We start from the raw sequence: 18,785 nt of genomic DNA, 5'->3' as shown, positions 1-18,785 counted from the left end.
ATGTGTTCTGGGCAATCAGATTGTCTAGCGGTAATACAGATTTTGCAGCGAATGTTGAAAGCTAGCTTCCGATTTTGACCCCACTTGTGATGTGTGGGTTCACGCAGTCAATGCGCTCTCATCGCCCTGCATGACCAAGGAAACTTACCCTGCGAACGTCAACAATGGGCTCATTCCGGACCTCGGTGCCGTTGCAGCACAGGCCCCTACCCCGCCGTCAGCTGAACGCGTAGACGGCCCTTTCCGGACCTTATTAGACCAACACTAGTTTTGAATTTGGCCCACACGCGATTTTAGCCATTGAGGATTTTAGCCATTGAGAATGTAGGGACGCAGTCTTTACGTTGGCGCTACAGCATTCCGTACTTTTACTTGACAAAATCAAGCAGCTCCATATTACTTGAATTTGTCAAGTAAATGGAATTGCAGAATGGATCACATCTCGACAATTCGCGCCTTCAATCGGTTCTACACACAGAGAATGGGTTTGTTCTCCCCCGACTACGGCGGTAGTGGAATGAACCTCACAGAACTGCGGGTTTTCTATGAGATCGGAGTGCAAAATGGCTCAACTGCCCGGTTGATCGCCAATGCCCTGGACCTCGACGAAGGCTATGTCAGTCGTATCTTGAAGAACTTTGAGCGATCCGGATGGATTCTAAGAAAACCTTCTGAACATGATGCACGGCAAAAGGAACTTCATCTTACTGAATCTGGGCACCAGAAGTTTAGCGAGCTTGTCGACCGGATGGCGCTTGAGGTCCACAAGCGATTGGATGGGGCAGATGCAGGGCGCGTCGCCCGGGCTTTGGAGCAGGCGGTGAGATCATTTGACCTGCCGGGTCCAGTCGAATTTCGCGATTTAACCCCAGGCGACGCCGGATGGGTCGTCAATCGGCACGCCGAGACCTATTACACAGATTATAAATTTGATTACCGCATGGAGATGCTCGTCATGCAGATCCTTGCGGCTTTTTTGCCGATCCAAGGCATTGATGGAAACCGCGCCTTTATTGCTCATAGCGGCGAGACGCGGCTTGGATCAATTTTTTGCATGAATACAGAAGAACCCGGCGTCGCGAAACTGCGATTATTCTTTCTGGAACCCGAGGCCCGCGGAATGGGCTTGGGCAAGCGTTTGATGACGATCTGTCTGAATCACGCGCGTGCATCAGGGTTCAAACGCATGACGTTAATGACCCACGAGACACAGATAGTCGCACGCGCGCTCTACGCTAGATTCGGATTCACTTTGACAGAGCGCGTTTCCGGGTATCACTTTGGTAGTGAGAGCGTGCAAGAAACCTGGGACCTCACACTTTGATCTCACAACTGTGCTTTGCGCTCAGTGCGGCCGCGCATAAACGACCAGACATTCGCTGCGCGGCGTCGTATGAGCAAAATGAGCTCGGTGCGGTCCTTGGAGCAGTGCCAGCACGTAGGCACGGCAAACCTACGCTCGGATAGTGACGGCCCAATCCGGACATTCACTAGCCAGTCGGTGTGCTGCAGACGCAGCCCGCTTTGCGGTCATTCGCTGCATCTGCAAATTCGAGCCGCCAGCAAACTGGTAAAATGCGGACGAAGCCGCCGTTCGACGCAGCTGAGCCAATGGCGGCTTTGATGAAAGCGCCCAGAGAAAAACAGCGGATTCTGACCGAGTTCTACGCCATGCAAGACCAGCGACGCCGCCCCAGGAGAAACTTCGTTAAAGACGTCACGATTCTGGACGGCTCTAGACTAGCTCGTGCCGCGCACAACCGCTGCTTTGTGCATCAAAGCCGATACACCAAGACCACCTCGACTGCATAGGACGGCTCCAGGGGCCGCATTGACAGAATTCTGCGTCGCAGCGAAGTTTTGATCTGACGAATAAAAGGACTGCAGTTGTCCCGATGATGCCAGAACTTCTAGCAACCACATTTGTCGCAGGACTCTTGTATGTGTTCATTCCTGGACCTGCCACCTTGGCGGCACTCAGTCTTTCTGCTGGCCCGGGGCGTTCGGCCTGTGCGGCCTTTCTAGGATGTCATCTGCTTGGCGATCTAGCTTGGACGATACTCGCAATCTCAGCGATTATTGGGGTGTCTCAGATGGGTCCGATGCTCTTTGATATCTTGGGCATCGTTTGTGGTGCCTATCTCATTTGGCTTGGATGGAAGGCGCTCGTATCCCAGGGGGCAAAGGCTAGTGCCATCGTTCAGATTCCGTGGCGATCAGGGCTGATCTTCGGCTTTACGAATCCGAAGGCCTATCCCTTCGCGCTCGCGATGTTTACGGCTGTCTTTGCCCGATTTGAGGACGCGATGACTTTCCAGAACGCGATACCGTTGGTTCTTGCCGCTTTTCTGGGTTTCTGCGTGGCAACCATCGGGGTCATCTTCTGGACGGGATTGCCTGTTACTCGGCGTGTTTTCTCACGCCATAGCACGTTGATCGCGCGCGCTATCGGCCTCGTGTTCATCGCGGCTGGAACAAAGTCGATAGCCGGATCAGTCAACAGCATCCGCCTTCGAGCATAGACAGATGGAGAAGACTCAAGGAGCTAGCTTCGCCCCCGCCCGCGTTTGCCGCGAGGCAGAAGCCTGCAAATCAGGGGGAGTCTTCCAACCGTTTCTGCTGTTCGGACGTAAACAGTTTAGCCTCACTGCGCAGCCAGGTCACAACCCGTGGCGTCGGAGCAGTGGAGCGCCCGCGCCGCACGAGCAGGTGATAGTTTCGGCTTTCAAGTATCGGTCCCGGGATGCGTTCAAGCCGCCCATCCTGTAGGAACCGTTCAGCGCTTACATCGTCACCCACGGCGATCCCAAGCCCCCGCGCGGCGGCTTCAATGGGCATGTCACAGCGACTGAAGGTGAGATGTTTCGCGGATTCAGGGAATTCTATTCCAGCCAGCTCGTAAAGCGTGCGCCACCAGCTGTCATCACGCTCGTGCAGCAACCGGTGCCTGACTGTCTCGTCCAGCGTTGACACACCCAATGCGGGTGCTGCGACCGCGAACAGATCGGGGCGCAGAAACGTGCTCCGTTTGTAGCCATTGAACTCCAAAGCCCCCCAGGTGATCGCAATGTCAGTGTCCGCCGGAAGGCTGCGCGGCGTATCGCTATGCGTGCGCAGGTTCAGATGGACACCCAACTCATCGAGAATTGCGGGCGTCAGGCGCGGTAGAAACCACTGACGGCAAAACTCAGCATCAAGATCAATGGAGACGCGCGGCTCGGAGGAGGTTGGGATCACACCGGGTGGCGCAAGGAGAGCAAAACCTTCTGAGACGCGCCGCCCATATCGTTCGCCTTCTTCAGTCAAGGCAACGGCACGATGTCCCCGGTGGAACAAAACAATGCCAAGCTCGGCCTCCAGCTTGCGCACCTGAGCACTGATCGCGGCAGGGGATACTCCCAGCTCTTCAGCGGCCTGCGAGAAGCTGCTGTGCCGGGCTGCCGCTTCGAAAGCCCGCAGACCGCTGAGGTTTGGGTAGTCAGACATAGGGAATCCGGGACAACCCGAAAAAGCACGCCGAGCAGAGGGAAGAACTCGAAAAACTCCTAGGTGGGGTCGATTCTGGCTCGGGGCAGAATCGTATCATAAGGTATTCCCCGCTTTCGCTCCCTACTACGTGGGTTGGTAAGATACGAAATGAGACAGGTGCAAAAGGCAGAGCAGTCGTTGTCTGCTCAATCTACAGCACGGTCGTCAAGTATTTCTTATGAGACGGCTCGCAAGGCGGCCCTTCCCAATTTGCCAGCAAGGAAATCCGCTGCGAGAGAAACATGTGCCTCGCATGCTCCTGAATTATGAACAGATATCACGACTTCAGACAGTCTCGGAAAGCCCGCTTGCCCGTCAATAATCCTGAGACCGCTAGGTATGACAGAAGCTTCCATCACAGATACTGACGAGCCGTCCAGAAGGGCCTTTTCCATCAATCCTATGCTGCGAGTTGAATAGGCGACGCGCCACGGGCGGTCGATGCATTTCAATGCGTCCAAGGCAATTTCTCTGCACACACAGCCTGCCGGGAAGAGAACAAGGGAGAGTGGCGCATCAGGATCATCAATGAAATCAGGGGCGGCGACCCAATGAAGCGGTTCATGTCGTGCGATCCGCCCCCCGACGGCCTCGGGACGGTGCGTGGCGACGACCACATCAAGCTGTCCCTGTCTCATCAATGGCAGCAGGTCGCTGGCATTGTCACATGTGACTTCAAACTGCAACCGAGGGTGTTCTTTTCTTAACGCCGACAATAGAGGCGGCAGCAGGTAAGTTGCGTAATCATCAGGTGCTCCGATCCTGATCAGCCCTTCTGCTTCGGGGCGCTGGAGATGCGATAATGCCTCGTCATTTGTGGTCAGAATACGGTTTGCATAAACCAGTAACGCCTCGCCGGTTTGCGTGATGGTCACGGACTGACGGCTGCGTTCAAAAAGGCGCTTCTCCACAATCTCTTCGAGACGTTTGATCTGAAGGCTGACCGCAGACTGTGTACGCCCAATTGCGTGCGCAGCTTGGGTAAAATTGCGATGGGCTGCGACAGCGACGAAGGATCGCAGCAGGTCGATTTCGAGGTCGCGTTTCATAGCTCAAGATTTACATATCTCATCATGATAAACAATATTATTCGTTTCTATGATCAACGATCTGAAGCTACGGTCATCATGGGAGGCCCATGCAATGCTCGGTTTGTTTGCTCAATCAATGTTCGTAGCCACACGTGTCGAACCGTGGACCAACGCAGCCACAGGGTTCGATTGGCATTCATCACCAGGCCCAAGGGGAGACCAAAACAGAAAAGAGAGTGGAACCACAACATGCAAAGCATCGACATCAGCAACCTCAAAACACGGACAGGTACGGTCGAACGTGTCTGGCAGATTGAAATTCAGGCGACACCTGAAGACGTAGACAAGATTATTGACAATGTGATGAAGGTCGATCCGCTGATCTACGGCCGATACAAGCGTAATGCCTTTGTGAGTGCCACAGGCAGCGAAACCTACCTGCCGGAAGAAAACTCAACCAGCGCCGTGCACCTGGGAGCTGCAAACAAAGTTCAAACGTTTCCAAGTGTTCTGATCATCATTTCGATAGAGCAAAACTCTGAAACCTTAGAACGTGTTCTGGATGCGATACGCGATGTTCACCATTACGAAGAGCCGCTGATCTTCATCAAAGATTGTTGGGCCAGTCGCGCCAGTTATGACCCGCTCAACTCGAACCCCAATCGTTGGTGGAATCGCGACAAAGCCAGTGCGGGCACGTGACACTCAAATAAGCGCGTCGGATCATCGTGCTTGGCGATGTCGTTTCATAATGTCGAGTACAGTGTTCTTTGAAATGCCTAGATCGCGGGCGATCCAGCGGTAGGATCGCCCATCGGCAACGGCCTGTATGACTTGCGGCGTGAGCTTGTCGGATTTTGGTCGCTGGCCAGGCTGTCGTCCGAGCTTTTTGCCACGTGCACGGGCGGCTGCAAGGCCGGACTTTACTCGTTCACTAAGCAAGTCTCGTTCAAACTGTGCGATCCCCGCCAGCATTGTCGCCATCATCCGGCCATGTGGTGTATCCAACTCGAATGTCATGCCGCTCATGGCAACCACCGAGACTTTCCACCCGGAGAGTTGATCCAGCGTTTCCAGTAAGTCCTTCGTTGAACGACCCCATCGAGACAGTTCCGTGACGAGGATGGCGTCTATCTGGCGGGCCTGAGCAAGCTTCATGATCTTATTGCGCGCTGCCCGATTGGCTTTGGTGCCCGATGCGGTTTCCTTGAAGATGTTCACCACCTCGTATTCGCCCCGTTCGGCAAATGCGGTCAGCTCCGAAACCTGCCGTTCACAGGATTGGTCCGAGGTAGAAACCCGAGCATAGATGGCAGCGCGCTGTCCCAATTGAACCCTCTCGGATTTGTGGCTTGCAACTCTTTGATTTTGCTGGTGCGGAATGTGTCTCAATCAGACTAATGAATAACAAGGACAATCGGGCATGCCAAGACGATCCATTCTGACCGAACGCCAGCGGTCGGCCCTTTTCGATCTGCCGAGCGATCAGGCTACAATCCTGCATCACTACACATTGGCTGACGATGACATTGAGCACATCCGCACGCGGCGACATTCCCACAACCGTTTGGGCTTTGCCCTTCAGTTATGCGCCTTTCGGTATCCAGGGCGATTGCTGGTGGCGGGTGAAGTCATCCCATTGGAGGTTGGTCAATTCATTGCCGCACAACTTGGTGAAAACCCGAACGACCTGTCCTGCTATGCCGAAACAGATACGACCCGCCGCAGGCATCTGGTCGACCTGCGGAGCATCTATGGCTATCGGATGTTCTCCGGACAAGGTGCGCGCGATCTGAAAGCGTGGCTAGATGGTGAGGCAGAGACCGCCCGTTCGAATGAAGACCTTGCCCGGAGATTTGTCGAAGAATGTCGGCGTACCCGGACAGTTTTGCCGGGTACATCGGTCATCGAACGGCTTTGTGCGGACGCTCTTGTCGCCGCTGAGCGCCGGATAGAAACGCGGATCGCAGATCGACTTAGCTGCGATATGAGAGAACGTCTGGATGGCTTATTGTCCGAGTTGGTGGATGGTACTGTCAGCTGTTTTGTATGGCTTCGACAATTTGAGGTTGGCAAAAACTCGGCTGATGCCAGCCGCCTTCTGGATCGGCTGGAATTCTTGCAGGAACTCTGTCTGCCAGCAGATGTCTTGGGGGACGTTCCTCCTCACCGTGTTACACGGCTGCGCCGACAGGGCGAAAGATATTTTGCAGATGGCCTGCGCGATATCACGAGTGACCGTCGTCTTGCTATTCTTGCTGTCTGTGCGGTCGAATGGCAGGCAGCCATTGCTGATGCCGTGGTCGAAACCCATGACCGGATTGTCGGCAAGACATGGAGAGACGCCAAGAAAATCTGCGACCTGCGGGTGACAAACGCAAAATCAGCCCTTCACGACACACTGAAATCTTTCAAGAATTTGGGGGCTGCCCTGCTGGAAGCAAAGGGAGATGGCGCTTCGCTCGATGCCGCAACCGAAATCTCCTGCGGTTGGCCACAACTCGAAGGCCTTGTCGCAACGGCCGCCGAACTGACAGACACGATGACTGCCGATCCCTTAGCCCATGTCACGCAAGGCTTCCACCGGTTTAGGCGCTATGCGCCTCGCATGCTGCGTGTTCTTGATATCCAGGCTTCCGCCGTGGCCAGTCCGTTGATGGCAGCGATGGCACTCATTGGGAATGAACAACGGCGCAGGTCTCGACCAACTGGCTTTCTGCGGCGCAGTTCAAAATGGCATCGGCACCTGAATACGCAAGCCCCCGATGACCATCGGCTCTGGGAAGTGTCAGTGCTGTTCCACATGCGCGATGCATTCCGCTCTGGTGATATCTGGCTCGCCCATTCCCGTCGTTATGCCGATCTGAAGCAAGCTCTTGTGCCGATTGAGGACGCCAGAGCGACACCGAAATTGACGGGGCCATTCGAGCCGGAAATATGGATCGCAGATCGCAAAGCCCGATTGGCGCAGGGGCTTGAACGCCTCGCCAAGGCTGCCAGGACCGGAGCAGTACCAGGAGATTCTATTGAAAACGGAATCCTGAAGGTTGACCGGCTGAGTTCAGCCGTGCCCGAAGAAGCTGACGCGCTGGTGCTCGACCTTTATGATCGCCTACCTTCCGTCCGCATCACTGATCTGCTGCTGGAAGTCGATGACGAAACAGGCTTCACCGAAGCCTTTACGCATTTGCGCACCGGATCACCCTGCAAAGATCGTGTCGGGCTGCTGAACGTACTGTTGGCCGAAGGGCTGAATCTTGGCCTGAGCAAGATGGCCGAAGCAACCAACACGCACGACTATCTCCAACTCTCGCGCCTGTCACGTTGGCACATTGAAAGCGATGCCATCAATCGGGCGTTGGCAACAGTCATTGAAGCCCAATCTCAATTGCCCATGGCCAGATTCTGGGGTGGCGGAGTCACAGCGTCCAGTGACGGTCAGTTCTTTCCTGCCGCTCGACAGGGCGAAGCGATGAACCTGATAAACGCAAAATATGGCTCTGAGCCCGGTTTGAAAGCCTACACCCATGTGTCTGACCAGTTTGGCCCGTTTGCGACCCAGAACATCCCAGCCACGGTGAACGAAGCACCATACATTTTGGACGGGTTGCTCATGAATGAAATGGGCAGGAAAATCGAGGAGCAATATGCTGACACCGGTGGTTTTACAGATCACGTCTTTGCCGTCACCGCACTTTTGTCATATCGCTTCATACCCCGCATTCGCGATCTGCCATCCAAGCGGCTTTACCTGTTCGATCCCGCTTCCGCGCCAAAAGAGCTTCGCGGTTTGATCGGTGGTAAAGTCCGGGAACGTCTCATTACAGAAAACTGGCCTGACGTTTTGCGGGCAGTGGCAACTATGGCTGCTGGCACAATGCCGCCAAGCCAGCTCCTGAAGAAATTCGCGGCCTATCCCCGCCAGCATGAACTTGCCCTCGCTCTTCGTGAAATCGGCCGGATAGAACGGACGCTGTTTATCATAGACTGGCTGCTCGATGCCGACATGCAACGCCGAGCACAGATTGGGCTGAACAAGGGCGAGGCGCATCACGCTCTGAAAAACGCACTACGAATTGGTCGCCAAGGTGAAATCCGCGACCGTACTGCCAAGGGACAGCACTATCGAATGGCTGGGTTGAACCTCCTTGCTGCCATCATCATCTACTGGAATACCAAGTATCTGGGCGAGGCGGTCACCGCGCGAAAACGCGCTGGTCTGGACTGTCCCGACGACCTTCTCGCGCATATCTCGCCGCTGGGATGGGCTCATATTCTTCTCACGGGCGAATACAGGTGGAAGAATCCGAGCCGTCACCGCTTATGATACAATCCTGCCCCCTACCGGAATCCACCCCTAGGTCACCTCTTCGACTGATTGAAATTCAGAGTCCGACCTATTGAAAGTGCAGGCACATTTCCGACAATTGTGCAGAAGCTAGCAGTCGAACAACAAAATAAGTTCGGTTGCTTGCCCCCTACCCTGCCCGCCTGATGCCACCAATTTAAACTCCTGGTTTCAGTAATCCGTGCCCTGCCGGGTATCCCAGAGACGCAGAATTTCTATCTGGGTTGGCATTACACGATAGATTAACGTGAATGGGGTTCTCGGCACTGAAAGCTCCCGTATGTCTTGGCGCGTGTCACTCGGGTGACCTGCATAAGGGTTGGCTGCGAGAGTAAGCTGAATGGCTTTGAGCTGAGCTCGTGCCCTTTCGATGCCTTCAGGAAAAACTGACGTGTAGTAGTAACGGAACCATTGAATGTCCCGGGCCGTATCTTCGAGAAATACAATTTTCATTGGCTATTGGATTGCCCGCTTGCGACCGGAGCAGAGAGCTCATTCTCGGTATCCCAGCTGTCTATCCAAGCATTCATCTCGTCTGCCGTGATGAACTTTCCTAGATCTGCCTTTTCAACAGCCGCATCAATGGCTGCACGTTTTGCGGCCTTGGATTCCAGCATCATTCTGATTGCCCGTACCGCCAGTTGTGCTGGTGGCCGATCTTCGATCGCAGCTTCTCGTTCCAGGGACTTTCTCAAGTCTTCATCGAGACGGATTGAATATGGGCTGGTACTCATCGCAATCACCTGTTTCCGGTATGTAGTACAATGTAATACATTGGCACTCTATTCTCAATAGACGTTGGCATGAATGTTATCTGTTGCTCTGAGCTCATGAGCGAGATGAGATTTCAAAGTTACGGCCCTCTCTTCTGTGGTTTCTTTGTGTTTTGCTTCAACAAAGCGAATGGCTGCGTGTCTCCCCCATCGATTTTGGAGGTCAGAGAAATCAAATAGGCTTGGTGGGATCTTATGTTCTCCGCTCGTTGGAAAATGTATCCCAAAACCATAAAACGGAGAGCAGCGCTATGTGTCGATTTCATAGCATACCAAGTTTGACCAAGTCGTAGGTAATCGGCGATATCGTCCATAAGGCGGTCACAATGCGTCTGATCCCGCGCGAAGCGAAGTTCGGAGCACAAGCGTGGAAAGCTGCGCTTCATTTGATCTGGAGAAACTTGAATCTGAGAATGTTTTTCTTTCTTAACTATCGGATTCAAAGAGTTCTCTTTATGCCCCTCAATTTCATGGTCATTGGCCCTCAAATTTTCTGTATCTGTCTGTGTTATTTCTGAGATTTCCACAGAGATTTCTGCCAATAGCTCGCAGAGTACATTCGCATCTGGTTTGCGACGCAGAGCATTGCGTACGGTGGTCATCAATTCGGAGACCGCGGTGTCATTTGCTACGAGTTCCCTAAGGCGTGCCAGAGCGGCGGAAACCTTGTCACGGAGTACAGTGAACTCCAGAACTCGATCAGCGTGCCTCTGGGCTTCCTGGATGAACTCAGGGTGCCGTTCAGACAAGGGCATCAAGGAGAGCCCAGTTGCGGTGACCACCCTGCCCTGTCGATCCCGGCGCGCCCATCGCTTACCGTTTGCGCTCATTACGCGGCGGATAAGTCCAAGCTCAACCAGCGTCGAGATATGACGCTCAACTGTCTGCACGCTGACATGCGTCCGTTTGGCGATCGCCGCGTTGGAAGCGAAGCAGATGTGATGATCATCTTGGTCCGCAGTAATCTGATCACCGCCCACAAAAGAAATCATGGCTCTCAGGACATTGAGAGTTGTGGATTTCAACCCAAGAGGTTCTCTGGCCTCTTCAACGGCGCGAAGAAGTATCCATTTTTTGGGTGTACTACTCCCCTGCCCTGCCGTCCCCGACAAGGTTGCTCCATTTGGAGCCAATGCTGCTACTATTTTCATGATTATCTATCGGCAGACAAAAATTACCCGTTCGCTCAAGAGCGTTTTTTCTTGTGTGGCGATTCGGGTGCTGCTAGATTCTAGGTGTCTAATCTAAGAATTGCGCTTTGCGCAGCAGCCCTCGAAGCTCCGGTTTCGGGGGTTTTGTTTGTTTGCCTTCCTCCTTTCTGCTCGTCCTCAGTTCTTTTTCTCGGCGTTTACAGCTGTAAACTCAGCGTGTGAGCGCTTGATGATTTCAGCCATGTTTTTGTCCAACCAGCTAGCGAAGTCAGCGTTAGCTCCGGTCCTTTTGACCGAAACAGTTAGTGATCCGTTGGTGGATTTGATTGTAACTCCTTCAATTGGGCTGACTTCGGCTGCACCTTCTCTTTGTCGTGCACCACGTTTGGCAGCTGCTTTTAGGAGCAATTCCAGCCGATCATCTGACGACATTGATGGCTCAATGGTTGCAAGCAGGTTTGCCGCTTCATCTCCCGCCAGCTTGCCTGCAACGAAGTGTTCTGCAAGCATGGTCCATTTTGGGCGGCCTGATTTTGGGGCTGCGCCGATCATGTCACCAATCTTTGCAGGAACATGTTGCGTAACTTTTGTCAGGTGAGACAACCCTGATTTCGAAAGGTTCAATACTTGCCGCACCGTTGCAGAGTCATGCCCAGAAGTCAGGATCGCCTCGGCGAAACGTGCTTTCTCGTAGAAGGAAAGATTGCGCCTCGCAGCATTCTCAAGCCCCTTGGCGAGTAGCGCCGAGGCATCGTCGATATCCTGAACATTGGCGCGGACCTTAATGCCAAGTTCACGACAGGCTTTCAGCCGCCTCCTCCCATAAATTGCCTCGTATCGGCCGTCGGATTTCGATTTTCTGACAAGAATGGGAACTTGTTGGCCACCGTCTCGGATACTCGATATCAAGCTTTCAAAGCTATCGTCTTCTTCGTCAGTGTTTACAGCTGTAAACTCACCAAGCCTATCGGCTGGGCCCCAATCGTCGATCAGGGCAGGATCAATTTCCCTGATTGCGGCCAGAGAGCCTTGAAGCGCACCAAGTGCAGGGGCATTGGGTTTTGGGGTTTTGTCGATGGCCTTGGGGCTAGAGCGCGCGATGGTGTTTGCGATCCCTGACATCTCCTGAAGCGATTTTCTAGCCATTAGCCGCGTCCCCACGCTTGATGGATCATTTGCTCCACCTCAGAGCCGATCGCATCCATTGAGTTCTTTGCCCGATCATAAGTTGCGCGTGTCATTTCCGACCGCACGACCTCGTAAATTGATTGTTTGAGCATTGTGGCGTCACTGATTGCAGTGCTTTTGAGGGCCGTAGCTGACATAACGCGATCCTGAAACAGTGCTCGCATGAACGAAGCCAGTTGTTGAGACGGCACGTCTGTCGGCTCGTCACGCGTTATCAGGAACTTGAAGTTATCGTATTCGAGCGTAGCGCCAGCATCTTCAATGACTGCCATGTAAGCACCAGCGAGTTCGAGGAATTGAGCCGTCGAAGACACGTCCAGCATCGAAGGTGTCAGTGGCACAAGCAATGAACTGGCGGCGGCCATCCCGGCTATTGTCAAAAATCCGAGTTGAGGTGGGCTATCAATCAGAACTAGGTCAAAATCGCCTTCTACCTGGGCCAAGGCATTCCGTATTCTCGTAAAGAACGGATGGTCCGGGTTGGAGTGAACGGCAGATTCTGTCTCAAACTCGGAAAGAACAAGCCGAGACGGCGCCACAGACAGACCGGGGAAGTATGTCGGAAGCACAACGTCCGCCATATCTACCGGATCTTCATACCGAATAGCATCGTAGATCGTCAGTCCGTCAAACTCAATTTCCGGGCTGATGCCGCACATGGATGTAAGCGAGCCTTGTGGATCCAGGTCAACGGCCAATACACGGTAACCGCGAAGCGCAAAATAATGGGCCAGGTGAATTGTTGTGGTGCTTTTGCTGCTGCCACCTTTGAAGTTCATCAACTGCCAGACTTGGAGTTTCTCTCCTTCAGTCCGACGAGGGATATAGCGCCCCTTTTTGCGAGAGGTTTTCTCAAGCGTTTCGCGAGCCTCCCAAAGCTCTTGGGCAGTATAGTAGCGTCGACCGCTACGTACGTCTTTTGGTTCAGGAATCGTTCCTTCTGCGTGGACCTTACGCATGAATTGACCTGAGACACCTAAGAGTTCGGCCGCTTCTGGGGCTGCAAAGTTGCGTAGTGACTTGGTGTTGTCAGGGGCAAATGCCGCAAGAAGATGTTCCCGGATGGCCGAGTTTAATCTCTCAGAAATTTCCGTGGCGAGAGCCGATGGTCGTTCTGCCGTAAGTGGTGTCACGGGAATCATGTAGTTGCCTCAAATTAAAGAATGTGGTCATTTTTGCGCCACTTGAGACAAACAGGCGTGATTCATTGTCCTAAGTCAAGGATTTTCGCTTATATTGTGGGTTCTACAAAGCTGTGAACTACATACGCTTTGCATCAAAGCAAAATGGTTTACAGCTGTAAACCTCGTTGAAGCGGTTCCCGGGCTTTTATAGCTGATGAAGTTCTGCTGTGCAAAAAGTAGGCATACACACAAAACTCTTCCGAATGCTCCGCCTCGAGTTGAGCTTTTCATAACGAGCAGTTGGCACAAAAGTAGAAACGGCTTGCGCACCAAGACAAGAAATAGGGAAGGGCAGGGGGCCAATTGAGCTGATTGCGTATTTCCTCACCCCAACAGGTCCGTCGCCGGGTTTTCTGCGATATCGACGTCGTCATAGTACTTCTGCGCCTGGGCCATGGAGCGGTGTAGCGAGAGGCGCATGGCAGCTTGGATTGGTGCGCCGTCCAGTGCGGCTTGGGTTAGGAACCCAGAACGCAGACCGTGCGGCGAGGCGAAGTCCTCCTGCAACCCCGCCAACTGGAGGCGATGTTTGACGATCTGATAGATAGCGTCCGGCGAAAGCCGACGTTTCAGCACACGATCCGCTTTTGAGACTGGTCTGAACAGTGGCCCGTTCTTAATCTGTCCAACCTCGATCCAATGGACCAACGCCTGGGCGGCGCGGCCTTTCAGCACCAGCCGCGGCGTTTCACCTTTGGTTGTCGTCTTGGTCTCCAGCAGTGAAATCCAAACCAGGCTTTTCTCGTCGAACTCCTTCAGCGAGACGTCTTCAAACATCAGCCCGGTGATCTCCGAGCGCCGTCTACCACCAGAAGCCCAACCCAGCATCAAGATGGCGCGGTCGCGGCAATCCCGGCGGCTGCCACGGCAGGTGGACAGCAGTTGCTCGAGGATGTCCCGGGTAATCGGGTGCTGCGATTTTGGGGCAGGGGGCCGGGCTGCTGCCCGGCGCGCCTTGGCACGGGCCTGCTTCACCTGCGGCGCACCGAAAGGGCTGGTCAGGTTCTTCATTCGGTGAAAGGCAAGCCAGGAGGCGATGCGCCGGTCCAGCGTCGAAGGGGCCGGGCAGGCGAGGGACTTGCGCAGCCCCTGAGCAATCAGGGCTTCTGCGGTTTCGCGCGCGATATCCGTTTCTGGTGCGTCATTCAGATCGCGGGCGTGATCGAGAATGAAGGCGAGGGCGGTGGCCTCAGATTCGGGCCAGTCCAGCGTCGCTGCGAACCGCGCGGACTTCCAAGCGGTAACATAAAGCAGATCCCGTTCATATGCCCGCAGCGTGTTTTCCGGTGTGCCGCGCACATAAAGATCAGTGAGCGCCTCCTGATCTGTGTCCGAGAGGGCAGGGGCGGCGGCGGGGAGGTATGGGGCAGGGGGCTTCATGTCGATTTCCCCAAACCTGTAGACTGTTCTTGCTTGTTTTCACCATGTTTCATGGTTGGCCTCATGCTGGGTTGGTCCTTTAAGTGTAGGCGCGGACCAAATTTGTGCCGGTACTTGTTTACAAAATTGCAGGTTACTGTGCTGCATCTAATATGGTTTGCTGCCGGATCGGGGCAGGGGTCTACGGGTTACGGACCAATGCCGTCGCGAGTCCATTGGTTAAGGAAAACCGACAATGTACCCATTCTGCGTCAATTTGGGCCAAATTTCAAATAACATGATAAGCGGTACTTATCGAGTCTAAATGAAGTGTAGGGATGTGGGAGAGGTAAAAAGCAAAAAAACAAATTTTTGCGCACAAAAAAGGGTAGGGGCGGTTGGTGTATAGCAAAATCCAGAGCTACGAACTCTACCAATCTGGAAAACGTGTCGTGAAATAACTAGGGAGCCGGACTGTAAACAGCCGCTGCAGCATGGATCTCAAGGAAATGCCCAATGTTATTTTCGCGGGGCTTCCATCCTTTGGAGAATAGCCAATCGCTTGTCGTGTTTCGGTGATGTCCCAGCGCATACCTGGGTTATCTGACATTAGGTTCAGGGCTGCGAAGGAAATATCCTCGGCATCTATTGCGGCGCGCATTCCGCCTAGAAAGTCCCGATCACTCAACCACATTTCCTGACCCCACCGGCCCATCGCCATGTGTGTGCCGGGTTGGTTGCCGTGAGTCCATTGCGTCCAGCCGATGCGCAAGCAGATGACCGACAGTCCGTGATGCTCGGCGAAATAGGCCCCTGTCCGTTCACAGAACAGCTTTGACATGCCGTAGGCGTTTACTGGCCCTGGTGGTGCCGCGCTGTTGAGCACCTCATGCGTGAACCTTTTGTCGCCGTGAACCCAGTTGGAGCTGGCAAGAACCACACGGCTGACGCCCATGGCTACCGCATGGTGATAGAGAGAAAGCGTTGCATCCATATTGTGTTTGATCGCGGAGGCCCAAGTGGCGGAGGGCTCTCGGTCTCCGGCAAGATGCACGATAACGTCCACTCCCTTTAGCAAACTGACGCAACTGCTGTCGTCGGACAGGTCTGCTGTGTGAATGTCGGGATGATCAACGGGACGGATGTCGATGCCAGAGACGGTGTAATCGGGGTCGTTTTCTAGCGCGTTGAAGAGTTTGCGACCGAGATGCCCGACTGCGCCTGTAATCAAGACATGCATGACAGGAACTCCTTGTTGTTTGTGAGCCCTAATGGCATTTGGGTTGCATCTTCATCCGTCAAGACGCGGAACGTCTGCCGAAAACTCAGCGTTTCATTCGGTGCGAGCTTGCGTGCCGGGGAGTGCCACTCCGCTTCGCAATAGGCGTAATCGCCCGAGTTAAAGACCTCAAACGGATAGTCGTGTGCAAATTGATCGCCCTGTTGAGGTTCTGGTACTGAACACATCAGCAGAGGGCCATCAGCGCCGCACCGTATCAATGTACGACCGTTGGGGTTCGGTAGCCCGACCTTGAATTCCTGCTGTCTGTTGCAATCCACGACAATGCTTTTGCCGTGCGTCGCTATCATCCCTTCGGCAGAGCCAAAAACAGGATAAAATGCAGGGTCTTGCAATTCGACACCGACCTTGGTGGGGGTGTTAAGCATCATGACTGACCAAATGCCGGTCAGGCGCGAGGAGGTCCCATGGTTAACCACGATGTGTTCTATTTCCCAGCTTTCCGCCGAGGTCAGCGTGATGCGGCGCGACACTGACAAGTGCGAGGTCGGGCATACTGCGCTGGTCATGTCGATACGAGTGCTGCTTCTTGAAGTGATCTGGTAAGCGCCGCTGTCCAACACGGGAAACGGAGCGCCGTTTACCCAGGATGCATCTGGGGCGATCCACGTCTTCTCGCCGCCCCAGAGCGGAAAACCAAATTGTGGAGAGCGTGTGGGCAGATAAGTAAGCCGCGTGTCATCGACCTCCAACCCGTCGAGATCTTTGTTTTGAAATAGGAGGGAGCGCCCCTGGAAATTCACATCCCATAAGCGGCCCCCGATGCCGGGCAGGATTGTCAGCTGCAGATCGTTTTGCTGCAGGTGAAGAACGCTCCATCTGTCCGACATGTACCCCCTCCTATCGGTTTCCCGGAGCGATAGAATGCACCGGGACAATCCCTTAGGTGTGCTTGAACTGGACGACGTTTTCGGCAGTGATCGGCATAACCCCGGTTTCAACACGCTCTGGCAAAGGATTGATGCCAGCCGCCTTCCAATCGGGCAAGACCTTCAGCGCGTCAGTGTTCTGCCAATGCATCATGTGGAAGGCGAGAAAGATCTCCAGATAGGATTTCTGAGCCACAGCGCCGTGAATTGTGCCGTCTTCGATATAGGGAAGCATATCATCATTTCGGTCCATCGCGACGATCTTGATGTCCTTGCGTCCCGCCTCATTGACTGCAATTGCCGCGCCTTTGCCGCTGTCGCCGTCCGTGCCGCCAATGCCAACAATATCCGGGTTCGCCTGAATTGCCTGAAGGTAGGCTGTCGGCGCATAGGACGGGTCGGCCTTATCGTTGACGACGTCGACGACCTCGATATCCGGGTATTTCTCGGCAAAGATTTGTTTGTACCCTTCGACACGCTCCAATGTGGAAGGGGCAGGGAAAGTGCCGAGGATAACTTTGCCCTTCCCGCCAATCGCTTGCGCGAGCATTTCACCGCCGACACGTCCTGCCTGAACGCCGTTGATACCAAGGAATGTGGACCGGGGACTGTCGGGAATATCGCCAATACAACATGTGACCGGAATGCCCGCCTCGACCGCACGTTCGACGCCGGGGGCCAGAGTGGCTGGATCACCGGGGAAGATAAGGATGCCTGCGGGACGTCTTGCGATCAGTTCATCCAATTGGCGTGCTTGTGCGGCCGTGTCGAAATCCAACGGGCCGGTGAATGTTGCCTTGATGCCCATTAACTCCTCAAGGTCTTCCATCGCATTGCGATAGTCCACCCAGAACGGCACCTGCGTTACGATGGACAGGAACACATACTCTTTGCCGGCCGCTTGCGCCATGGCTTCTTTGGACAGCATGGGCAGTCCGAACGCTGCGGCCAATCCAGCGGTGGTACCCGCTGTCAGCAGCCTGCGCCGATTCACATTCAATTCAGTCATCGTAGTCTCCCTGTTTTGGATCTTTGGTTGTTGTTGGGTTTTGGAAAGCTTATGGATTAGCCCCGTTTGCTTCGGATCAGCATGTCCAAGGCCACCGCTGTAACGAGCACACCGCCGATGACGATCATCTGCCAGTAGATCGATACGGCCAGCATCGTCATAGTGTTGTTGATCAACGCGACAAAAACGACGCCGAGGAAAGCACCGAGAATAGTACCTTCGCCGCCGCGGAGGGATGCGCCACCGATGACCGCAGCCGCCAGAACCTGAAGTTCGATACCGTTGCCTGCCGTGGGCGTACCGCTCATCAGGCGGGAGGCCAGCAATACACCCGCCAAAGCAGCCAGAATACCGGTCAGTGCGTACAGAATGATACGTACGCGTGTGACATGGATGCCTGACAACATCGCGGCCTTTTCATTGGCGCCGATGAAATAGACCTGACGGAAAAAGCGCGTATGGCGGACGGCCAGGTCAAACAGAACGACGAGCAGAATGGTGAACAAGACGATTACCGGAAAGCCGCCTATGTCAGCTTTACCGATCCAGGCAAATGATGCCGGCAGGCTTGAGACAGAGAAACCTTCCGTCAGGACAAGAGCGATGCCTCGCGCAATCGACATCGTGCCGAGGGTTGCGATAAGCGGATTGATCCCGAGGCCGGTCACCAGCAAACCGTTCACTACGCCGACAATTCCACCCAGCACCAATCCGCATACAACAGCGAGCGGAATTGGCATGCCGGTCAAAAGCAGCATGGCTACGACGGTAGAAGACAAGGCCATTACCGACCCGACGGAAAGATCGAACCCGCCAGAGGCAAGCAAGATCGCCATACCGATCACGATGATCGCGGTCGGGGCCATGCCCACGGCCACGGCTCGAAAGTTCGAGAAGCTGAGGAAATAGGGATTAACGTTGGACATCACGATGATGATGGCGGCGATCAGAACGATCAGCGTCAGTTCACGAATATCGACAAAAGCTTGTAGAACACGGCGCAGCAGCGGACGCTTCATGGGCAAGTTGGCTTGAGCGGTCATGG

17 protein-coding genes are annotated in these 18,785 nt (G+C 54.3%); 4 read left to right on the top strand and 13 right to left on the bottom strand.

The genetic code is table 11. The features are described 5' to 3' along the window. The first annotated feature begins 430 nt into the window (after positions 1-430). Together ACR0C9_RS20955 and ACR0C9_RS20950 are read left to right on the top strand one after the other, a co-directional pair. A complete protein-coding gene (locus ACR0C9_RS20955; RefSeq protein ID WP_480781946.1) occupies positions 431-1,324 on the top strand; it encodes a GNAT family N-acetyltransferase in 894 nt (297 codons plus the stop codon). Positions 1,325-1,895: 571 nt separating this feature from the next. Continuing rightward, complete coding sequence (locus ACR0C9_RS20950) at positions 1,896-2,522, top strand: LysE family translocator (protein ID WP_480781945.1); 627 nt, start codon at positions 1,896-1,898, stop codon at positions 2,520-2,522. Positions 2,523-2,592: 70 nt separating this feature from the next. Here ACR0C9_RS20950 and ACR0C9_RS20945 read toward each other — a convergent pair whose 3' ends face one another. Beyond that, positions 2,593-3,486 (bottom strand): LysR family transcriptional regulator, encoded by an 894-nt coding sequence (locus tag ACR0C9_RS20945; protein ID WP_480781944.1) that lies wholly within the window; start codon positions 3,484-3,486, stop codon positions 2,593-2,595. Between the two features lie 218 nt (positions 3,487-3,704). Next, positions 3,705-4,577, bottom strand: a complete 873-nt coding sequence (locus tag ACR0C9_RS20940; protein ID WP_480781943.1) for a LysR substrate-binding domain-containing protein — start codon at positions 4,575-4,577, stop codon at positions 3,705-3,707. Positions 4,578-4,808: 231 nt separating this feature from the next. On the opposite strand from ACR0C9_RS20940, the gene ACR0C9_RS20935 reads away from it, so the two are divergent. After that, entirely contained in the window at positions 4,809-5,261 is a 453-nt protein-coding gene (locus ACR0C9_RS20935; RefSeq protein ID WP_480425695.1) for a hypothetical protein, read from the top strand. A gap of 21 nt (positions 5,262-5,282) precedes the next feature. On the opposite strand, the gene ACR0C9_RS20930 is transcribed toward ACR0C9_RS20935, so the two are convergent. Further along, entirely contained in the window at positions 5,283-5,951 is a 669-nt protein-coding gene (locus tag ACR0C9_RS20930) for a recombinase family protein (protein ID WP_480781942.1), read from the bottom strand. Between the two features lie 31 nt (positions 5,952-5,982). Here ACR0C9_RS20930 and ACR0C9_RS20925 point away from each other — a divergent pair, with 31 nt between their 5' ends. Then, the gene (locus ACR0C9_RS20925; RefSeq protein ID WP_480781941.1) at positions 5,983-8,886 is read left to right on the top strand and encodes a Tn3 family transposase; all 2,904 of its coding nucleotides are present in this window, start codon (positions 5,983-5,985) and stop codon (positions 8,884-8,886) included. A gap of 192 nt (positions 8,887-9,078) precedes the next feature. On the opposite strand, the gene ACR0C9_RS20920 is transcribed toward ACR0C9_RS20925, so the two are convergent. The 10 genes from ACR0C9_RS20920 to ACR0C9_RS20875 form a co-directional block, all read right to left on the bottom strand. Beyond that, on the bottom strand, positions 9,079-9,360 hold the full coding sequence (locus ACR0C9_RS20920) for a type II toxin-antitoxin system RelE/ParE family toxin (protein WP_480781940.1): 282 nt from the start codon (positions 9,358-9,360) through the stop codon (positions 9,079-9,081). Continuing rightward, complete coding sequence (locus ACR0C9_RS20915; protein WP_170456398.1) at positions 9,357-9,641, bottom strand: hypothetical protein; 285 nt, start codon at positions 9,639-9,641, stop codon at positions 9,357-9,359. Before ACR0C9_RS20915 ends, ACR0C9_RS20920 begins: the two co-directional genes overlap by 4 nt. A 119-nt stretch (positions 9,642-9,760) precedes the next feature. Further along, complete coding sequence (locus ACR0C9_RS20910) at positions 9,761-10,831, bottom strand: helix-turn-helix domain-containing protein (RefSeq protein ID WP_480781939.1); 1,071 nt, start codon at positions 10,829-10,831, stop codon at positions 9,761-9,763. A 177-nt stretch (positions 10,832-11,008) separates the two neighbouring features. After that, positions 11,009-11,977: a plasmid partitioning protein RepB gene (gene repB, locus ACR0C9_RS20905; RefSeq protein ID WP_480781938.1), complete on the bottom strand. Its 969-nt coding sequence runs from the start codon at positions 11,975-11,977 to the stop codon at positions 11,009-11,011. Beyond that, the gene (repA, locus tag ACR0C9_RS20900) at positions 11,977-13,161 is read right to left on the bottom strand and encodes a plasmid partitioning protein RepA (protein ID WP_480781937.1); all 1,185 of its coding nucleotides are present in this window, start codon (positions 13,159-13,161) and stop codon (positions 11,977-11,979) included. Before repA ends, repB begins: the two co-directional genes overlap by 1 nt. A 366-nt stretch (positions 13,162-13,527) precedes the next feature. Continuing rightward, positions 13,528-14,502 carry a tyrosine-type recombinase/integrase gene (locus ACR0C9_RS20895; protein ID WP_480781936.1) on the bottom strand — a complete coding sequence of 325 codons (975 nt, stop codon included), beginning with the start codon at positions 14,500-14,502 and terminating at the stop codon, positions 13,528-13,530. Positions 14,503-14,992: 490 nt separating this feature from the next. Then, on the bottom strand, positions 14,993-15,802 hold the full coding sequence (locus ACR0C9_RS20890; protein WP_480781935.1) for an NAD-dependent epimerase/dehydratase family protein: 810 nt from the start codon (positions 15,800-15,802) through the stop codon (positions 14,993-14,995). Further along, entirely contained in the window at positions 15,790-16,692 is a 903-nt protein-coding gene (locus ACR0C9_RS20885) for a hypothetical protein (RefSeq protein WP_170456415.1), read from the bottom strand. The genes ACR0C9_RS20890 and ACR0C9_RS20885 overlap by 13 nt, the downstream gene beginning before the upstream one ends. A 52-nt stretch (positions 16,693-16,744) precedes the next feature. Next, a complete protein-coding gene (locus tag ACR0C9_RS20880) occupies positions 16,745-17,740 on the bottom strand; it encodes a substrate-binding domain-containing protein (RefSeq protein WP_010437236.1) in 996 nt (331 codons plus the stop codon). 56 nt (positions 17,741-17,796) lie between these two features. Further along, complete coding sequence (locus ACR0C9_RS20875) at positions 17,797-18,783, bottom strand: ABC transporter permease (RefSeq protein WP_174818509.1); 987 nt, start codon at positions 18,781-18,783, stop codon at positions 17,797-17,799. Positions 18,784-18,785: the final 2 nt, after the last annotated feature.

Source organism: Ruegeria sp. C12, from assembly GCF_056537745.1.
Note: the sequence above shows the minus strand (reverse complement) of the source record. Positions and strands in the feature narration are given on the sequence as shown.